The organism is Pseudomonas sp. 2VD (assembly GCF_005503585.1).
Taxonomy (GTDB): domain Bacteria; phylum Pseudomonadota; class Gammaproteobacteria; order Pseudomonadales; family Pseudomonadaceae; genus Pseudomonas; species Pseudomonas aeruginosa.
Genome location: NZ_SCND01000320.1, coordinates 1 through 6,885, shown reverse-complemented (window position 1 = coordinate 6,885; position 6,885 = coordinate 1). Strand labels below are relative to the sequence as shown.

Annotated in this window: 7 protein-coding genes; 3 read left to right on the top strand and 4 right to left on the bottom strand. The window is 68.2% G+C overall.

The features are described from left to right. Positions 1 to 234: 234 nt before the first annotated feature. From FFS27_RS25670 to FFS27_RS25660, 3 genes are all read right to left on the bottom strand, one after another. The gene (locus FFS27_RS25670) at positions 235 to 1,185 is read right to left on the bottom strand and encodes an adenosine deaminase (RefSeq protein ID WP_003083850.1); all 951 of its coding nucleotides are present in this window, start codon (positions 1,183 to 1,185) and stop codon (positions 235 to 237) included. 104 nt (positions 1,186 to 1,289) lie between these two features. Beyond that, positions 1,290 to 2,252 (bottom strand): oxidoreductase, encoded by a 963-nt coding sequence (locus FFS27_RS25665; RefSeq protein WP_003128351.1) that lies wholly within the window; start codon positions 2,250 to 2,252, stop codon positions 1,290 to 1,292. Between the two features lie 72 nt (positions 2,253 to 2,324). Beyond that, the gene (locus FFS27_RS25660) at positions 2,325 to 3,422 is read right to left on the bottom strand and encodes a BMP family ABC transporter substrate-binding protein (protein ID WP_009314963.1); all 1,098 of its coding nucleotides are present in this window, start codon (positions 3,420 to 3,422) and stop codon (positions 2,325 to 2,327) included. Positions 3,423 to 3,660: 238 nt separating this feature from the next. Between FFS27_RS25660 and FFS27_RS25655 the strand changes: the two genes are divergently transcribed. The 3 genes from FFS27_RS25655 (at position 3,661) to FFS27_RS25645 (ending at position 5,838) form a co-directional block, all read left to right on the top strand. Beyond that, complete coding sequence (locus tag FFS27_RS25655; protein WP_003083842.1) at positions 3,661 to 4,179, top strand: nucleoside 2-deoxyribosyltransferase; 519 nt, start codon at positions 3,661 to 3,663, stop codon at positions 4,177 to 4,179. A 149-nt stretch (positions 4,180 to 4,328) separates the two neighbouring features. Beyond that, entirely contained in the window at positions 4,329 to 4,955 is a 627-nt protein-coding gene (locus FFS27_RS25650; protein WP_003083840.1) for a nucleoside 2-deoxyribosyltransferase, read from the top strand. 34 nt (positions 4,956 to 4,989) lie between these two features. After that, a complete protein-coding gene (locus FFS27_RS25645; RefSeq protein WP_003083838.1) occupies positions 4,990 to 5,838 on the top strand; it encodes a nucleoside-specific channel-forming Tsx family protein in 849 nt (282 codons plus the stop codon). Positions 5,839 to 5,874: 36 nt separating this feature from the next. Here the strand turns inward: FFS27_RS25645 and FFS27_RS25640 are convergent. Next, on the bottom strand, positions 5,875 to 6,885 hold a 1,011-nt coding region (locus FFS27_RS25640), incomplete at its 5' end, for a nucleoside hydrolase (protein ID WP_240104565.1).

The following is a 6,885-nucleotide window of genomic DNA, read 5'->3' as shown; positions in this document are numbered from 1 at the left end:
GATCCGCGCGGCGCGCCGCCTCGCCGTCTGCCGGCAAGGCATCCGGGCGCGGGCCGGAGGGAAGGTCGCGGTCGGGCATCGGTGATGGGACGGCTGCACGAAAGCCGGCGCCGGGGCGGCGCCATGGGAATGCTGAGCAGCCCGCAAATGATAATGCTTATCATCAATACCGAGAAGCCGGCGACGACGAAACGCCTTGCGGGTCGCGCGCCGGGTTGCCCGGCGCGCCGCCCCTCACTTCACCAGGCGCGCATCCAGGCTGTTCTGCGCCAGGCGCCTGGCCTGCTCCTCGGTCATTCCCAGGCTCTGCTGCAAGGCATGGAAGTTCTCGGTGACATAGCCGCCGAAGTAGGCCGGGTCATCGGAGTTCACCGTCACCTTCACGCCGCGTTCGAGCATGTCGAGGATGGTGTGCTGGCTCATGTCGTCGAACACGCAGAGCTTGGTGTTGGACAGCGGGCAGACGGTCAGCGGGATCTGTTCGTCGATCAGCCGCCGCATCAGCCGCTCGTCCTCGAAGGCGCGCACGCCGTGGTCGATGCGCTCGACCTTGAGCAGGTCGAGGGCTTCCCAGATGTACTCGGGCGGCCCCTCTTCGCCGGCATGGGCGACGGTGAGGAAGCCTTCGCTGCGGGCGCGGTCGAAGACCCGCTGGAACTTGCTCGGCGGATGCCCGACTTCCGAGCTGTCGAGGCCGACGGCGATGAAGGCGTCGCGGAACGGCAGCGCCTGGTCGAGGGTTTTCTGCGCCTGTTCCTCGCTGAGGTGGCGGAGGAAGCTGAGGATCAGCCCATGGCGGATGCCCAGCAGCTTCTCGCCGTCCTGCAGCGCGGCGCGGATGCCGGCGAGCACCACCTCGAAGGGAATGCCGCGATCGGTGTGGGTCTGCGGGTCGAAGAACGGCTCGACGTGGACGACGTTCTGCGCCTTGCACTTCTGCAGGTAGGCCCAGGTCAGGTCGTAGAAGTCCTGCTCGGTGCGCAGCACGTCGGCGCCGGCGTAGTAGAGGTCGAGGAATTCCTGCAGGTTGTTGAAGGCGTAGGCCTTGCGCAGGGTCTCGACGTCGTTCCAGGGCAGGGCGATGCGGTTGCGCTCGGCGAGGGCGAACAGCAGCTCCGGCTCCAGGGTACCTTCCAGGTGCAGGTGCAGTTCGGCCTTGGGCAAGGCGTTGAGCCATTCGTACATGGGGTGGGTTCTCGATCAGGCTGGTCTTTGCCGGCAAGTTTAACCTGTCCCGGGAGTCAGGCCCGAGGGAAACCCGCGAGCCGCTCCCGCGCGCGACGGGCGGCTCAGGCCGTTTCGCCGCGCCGATAGGCATAGGTCTGCGCGAAGCGCGAGGTCAGCCACTCGCCACAGGTGGTCGGCGGATACTTCGGCGGGTTGTCCGCGTCGAAGCAGCCCGGCAGGCAGCGGATCTCGGTGTCCATGTGCGGTTCGGCGAAGAACGGCATGGAGTAGCGATGCACCCCGCGCGGGCTGATCACCCGGTGCGGGGTCGAGCGGTAACGGTCGTTGCTCCAGCGCGCCATCATGTCGCCGATGTTGACCACGAAGGTGCCGTCGATGGGCGGCGCGTCGATCCATTCGCCCTGGCGGTTCTGCACTTGCAGGCCACCGGCGGCGTCCTGGTAGAGCAGGGTCACGCAGCCGTAGTCGGTGTGCGCGCCGGCGCCGGGCTGGTCGGCGCTCTGCCGGGCGGCGGCCGGCGGATAGTGGATCAGGCGGAATACGCTGACCGGCTGCTCGAAGCGGCGGTCGAAGAAGTCCTCCTCGATCCCCAGGGCGATGGCCAGGGCGCGCAGCACGGTACGGGCCAGCGCCAGCATGTCGGCATAGTGTCCTTCCAGCAGGGCCTCCCAACCGGGCAGGTCGGGGTGTCGGTTGGGCCCGTAGAAGGACTTGCCGGCGCGCACGTCGGGATGCTCCGCCGGCAGGTGCAGGGCCATGTCGAAGGTCTCCTTGAAGTCGCTGGGCAACGCCGGGTCGAGCTGCTCGGTGGCGATCGCGCCATAGCCGCGATGGTTGCGGCTACGGGTGATATCGATCTTCAGCTTCTCTTCGACGGGCAGCGCGAAGAACTCCCGCGCCGCCGCCAACAGGGCTTCGAAGCGCGCGGCCGGCAACGGGTGTCCGGCGATGTAGAAGAAGCCCCACTCGCGGCAGGCCTGGTCGATCCGCCGCGCCACGTCGTTCCAGGCGCCACGGTCGGCGCCGTAGAGCGGGGCGATGTCGATGATGGGTAGACGGTCCAATCGCGCTCTCCTCGATGGGCCCTGTACGGAAAGTGCCTGCGCTCGGCGACTTTTTCCATACAAGGCCAGGGCTCACTTCGGCAGGTCGGCCTTGATGCCTTCCACGTAATAGTTCATCGACGCCAGGTCGGCATTGGTCGCGCTGACGCCGGCGGCGAAACGCTCCTTGCCGGACTGGTCGCGGATCGGCCCGGTGAAGGGGTGGAAGGCTCCGCTGCGGATCGACTCGATCAGCCTGCCCGCCTCTTCCCGCACCGGCGCCGGCAGCACCTCCTGGTTCAGCGGCAGGACCACCGTACTCTCGGCCAAGCCGCCCCAGAAGTCCTCGGATTTCCAGGTGCCGTCCATCACCGCCTGGGCCGAGCGGATATAGTGCGGGCCCCAGTCGTTGACGATCGAGGTGAGCACGGTCTTCGGACCGAAGTGCTGCATGTCCGAGGCGTAGCCCACAGCGTACACCCCGCGACGCTCGGCGGCCTGGATCGGCGCCGGGCTATCGGTGTGCTGGAACACCACGTCGACGCCCTGGTCGATCAGCGCGTTGGCCGCGTCGGCCTCCTTGCCCGGATCGAACCAGGTGCTCACCCACATCACCTTGAGTTCGGCCTGCGGGTCGTATTTGTCCAGCGCCAGCTGGATCGCGTTGATGTCGCGGATCACCTCGGGAATCGGAAACGAGGCGATGTAGCCGATCTTGTGGCTGCGGGTCATCTTCGCCGCGAGGAAGCCGCCGACGTAGCGTCCCTCGTAGGAGCGCGACAGGTAGGTGCCGAGGTTCCTGTCACGCTTGTAGCCGGTGGCGTGCTCGAAGGTCACCTTGGGAAACTGCCGGGCCACCTTGGCGGTGGGGTTCATGTAGCCGAAGGAGGTGGTGAAGACCAGGCCGTAGCCGTCTTTCGCCAGGTTGCGGATGACCCGCTCGGCGTCGGCGCCCTCGGCGACGTTCTCGACGAAGCTGGTCTTCACCTTGTCGCCGAAGTGCTCCACCAGTTCGCGGCGGCCCAGCTCGTGCTGGTAGGTCCAGCCGTGGTCGCCGACCGGGCCGACATAGACGAAGCCGATCTTCAGCGGTTCGGCGGCCTCGGCGGCGAGAGCGCAGGCGCCGAGGCCGAGGACGACGGCAAGGCGGCGCAGGACGGACATGCGGGATTGCGTGCGACGGTGTTTCATGGATGGGCGTGCTCCGGTGAGTGCAGGGTTGGCCATCGGGCGTGGCTTCGCGTTCAGCCCGCCCGCCGATGCAATTACCTGACCACCCGGACAACTCCGCTCAAGCCCGCGCTTCTGCGTGCCGCGCCATGCCGGCGCGGCTGCAGGACGGTGCAGCGCGCCATCGCTTGGTGCATGCCGGCGCCGCCACGATGGCGCTACCATGGGCGCTGGCTTTCCGTAACAAGGCACGCACGCGATGACCGCGATCTACCTGGCCGGGCCGGACGTCTTCCGCCCCGACGCCGAAGCCCATGGCGAAACCCTCAAGGCGCTCTGCGCCGAGTTCGGTTTCCTCGGCCTCTACCCGCTCGACCACGCCCTGCCCGCCGACATCCGCGAGCCAGCCGCACAGGCCGCCTGGATCTACCGCGCCAATGTCGGCCTGATCGAGCGCGCCGACTGCGTGCTGGCCAACCTCGAACCGTTCCGCGGCAGCGAGCCGGACAGCGGCACCGCCTTCGAAGTGGGTTACGCCCTGGCCCTGGGCAAGCCGGTATATGCCTACCTCAGCGATGCCGGCGCCTACGCCGAGCGCCTCGCCCGGCTGGCGCCGGAATGGCTCGGCGAGCACCCCGGCGAGGACCGCGACGGTTGGCAACTGGAGGGTTTCGGCCTGCCATTGAACCTGATGCTGGCGGTGCCTTCGCGGCTGGTCGCCGGCGGCCCGCGCGAGGCCCTGCGACGCCTCGCCGAGGAACTCGGCGGGAACGCCTGAAGCGCCCGCGCCGAGCGCCGGAAGAAGCACGCGAGCCGCCGCCTATCTGCTGACAGGTAGGCGCCGCCTGGCATGTCGCTTGCTGCCCATAATCCCCGGACAACAACGGCCCCCGCGCGGGGCGTCCGGCATCCTGGGGGGAGCATCCGATGAGCCGATCCAACGGTTCCAGCAGCCGTCGTACCTTCTTGCGCCTGGCGGCCCTGCTGCTGCCCGCCGGCGCCCTGCTCGGCAGCCTGCCGGGCGTACGCGCCGCGGCCAGACCGCGGAAACTCTATCTGGCCGGTCCCGACGTGTTCCGCGCCGACGCCGTCGCCCACGGCGAAGCGCTCAAGGCACTGTGCGCACGCTACGGCTTCGAAGGCCTCTACCCGCTGGACAACGCGCTGCCGAAACAGCTCGCCGAGCCGCGCGAACAGGCGGCCTGGATCTACCGCGCCAACATCGGCCTGATCGAACGCGCCGACGCGGTGCTGGCCAACCTGAACTTCTTCCGCGGCGCCGAGCCGGACAGCGGCACCGCCTTCGAGGTCGGCTACGCCACCGCTCTCGGCAAGCCGGTCTATGGCTACGTCGACGACGCCGGCAGCTACGCCGAGCGGATCCGCCGGCACGCCCCGGAGCTGGTCGGCGAGGATCCGACCCGCGACCGCGACGGCATGGCCCTGGAAGAGTTCGGCCTGCCGCTCAACCTGATGCTGGCGGTGCCCGGCAGGATCGTCGTCGGCGACGCCGAGCAGGCTCTCCGGCAACTCGCCGGGCAATCCCGCGGCTGAGTCCGACCCGTCCCACTCCAGGCAAGGACTTCCCATGCGCAAAGCCCTGCTGTGCTGTGCCGCCCCGCTGTGCGCGGCCGCCGCCTTCGGCGCCGAAAACAACGACGAGAACGCCGCCCGCGAAGGGCTCTGGAACAACCTGCACGTCTACCGCGCGTTCAACCAGCGCGGCGGCCCCTACCTGACCGACGACAGCTACCTGGAATGGGAGTTCGGCGGCCGCAAGGGGGTGCTCGACCTGTACGGCTACATCGACTACAAGAACCTCTTCGACGACGCCAGCTCGGACGTACCCGACGGCGAGAACTGGTTCGTCGACATCGAGCCGCGTCTCTCCATCGACCGCCTGCTCGGCCGCGACTTCTCCATCGGCCCGATCCGCGAATGGTTCGTCGCCTTCGACTACTACTACGCCGACGCGCGCCAGGGACCGGGGCTGAACGTGCTGTGGTCGGGCATCGGCACCAACACCGAGCTGCCCTGGCTGGGTACGGTGGGGCTCAATCTCTACGCGCGCTACATCGACAAGAACTACGGCGCGTCCAACGAGAACGCCTGGGACGGCTACGTCGCCCACATGAACTGGTTCAAGCCGCTGGCGCAGTTCGGCGGCAAGCGCTTCATCGCCTTCCAGGGCTTCTTCGACTACGAGTTCGGCTCGAAGCTGCCCGACAAGGACGATGCCTTCGAGCGCGAATACCGTACCGATAACGGCTTCCAGGCCTACCTCGGGCTCTGGTATCACACCGAACACTGGAAGTTCGGCTACGGCGCCAAGGTCTACCGCAACATGACCCAGTGGCGCGACGGCGAGCAACTGGACGGACGCCGCACCGACTCCAGCGGGATCGGCCACTACTTCAACGTCGGCTACGCGTTCTGAGCGCGGCGCCCACGCCGGGCGCCGCGGGAAGCCCGCTCAGGGCAGGCGGGCGATACGCTCGGTGAGCAGGTCGAAGAACCCCTGGGCATCGCCCTCGTTGATCCACTCGACGTTGGCCGGCTGCTTGAGGCCGCCGTACCAGTCGGCCACAGTCTGGCCGAAGGTGATGCCCTCGCGGCTGTCGACCTGCACGTTGATCCGCTTGCCCTTGAACAGCGAGGGCTTGAGCAGGTAGGCGACCACCGTGGCGTCGTGCACCGGGCCGCCCTTCAGGCCGTAGTACTTGATGTCGTACTGGACGTAGGCGTCGAGGATATCGGCGACGGTCTTGCCGGCTCGGTTGCCGAGGTTGCGCAGCTTGGCGATGCGCTCGGGGCTGGTGAGGATCTTGTGGGTCACGTCGAGCGGCAGCATGGTGATCGGCGCCCCGCTCTTGAGCACGATTTCCGCCGCGTGGGGGTCGGCGAAGATATTGAATTCGGCGGCCGGGGTGATGTTGCCGCCGTTGAAGTGGGCGCCGCCCATGATCACGATCTCGCGGATGCCCTTGACGATGTCCGGGGCCTGGGTCAGGGCCAGCGCGAGGTTGGTCTCCGGGCCGAGCATGGCCAGGGTCACGCTCTTCTCCGGCGCCGCGCGCAGGGTACGGATCAGGTAGTCCACCGCGTTGCCTTCGGCCAGCGGCTGCTTCGGCTCATGCACCTCGACGCCGGTGATGCCTTCGCTGCCGTGTACGTCGGCGGCGTAGATCGGCGTGCGCAGCAGCGGCCGCGGGGCGCCGGCGTAGACCGGGATATCCGGGCGCTTGCCCCACTCGCGGGCCAGCCGGGCGTTGCGCGCGGTCTTTTCCAGCGGCACGTTGCCGGCGACGGTGGTCAGCGCCTGGATCTTCAGCTCCTTCGGCGAGGCCATGGCGAACAGCAGGGCGATCACGTCGTCGGCGCCCGGGTCGGTGTCGATGATCAGGGTCCGCGGCGATTGCGCCGCCGCCGTTTCGGCAGCGGACAGAGGAAGGCTGGCGGGCATCAGCAGGGAGAGTCCTAGCAG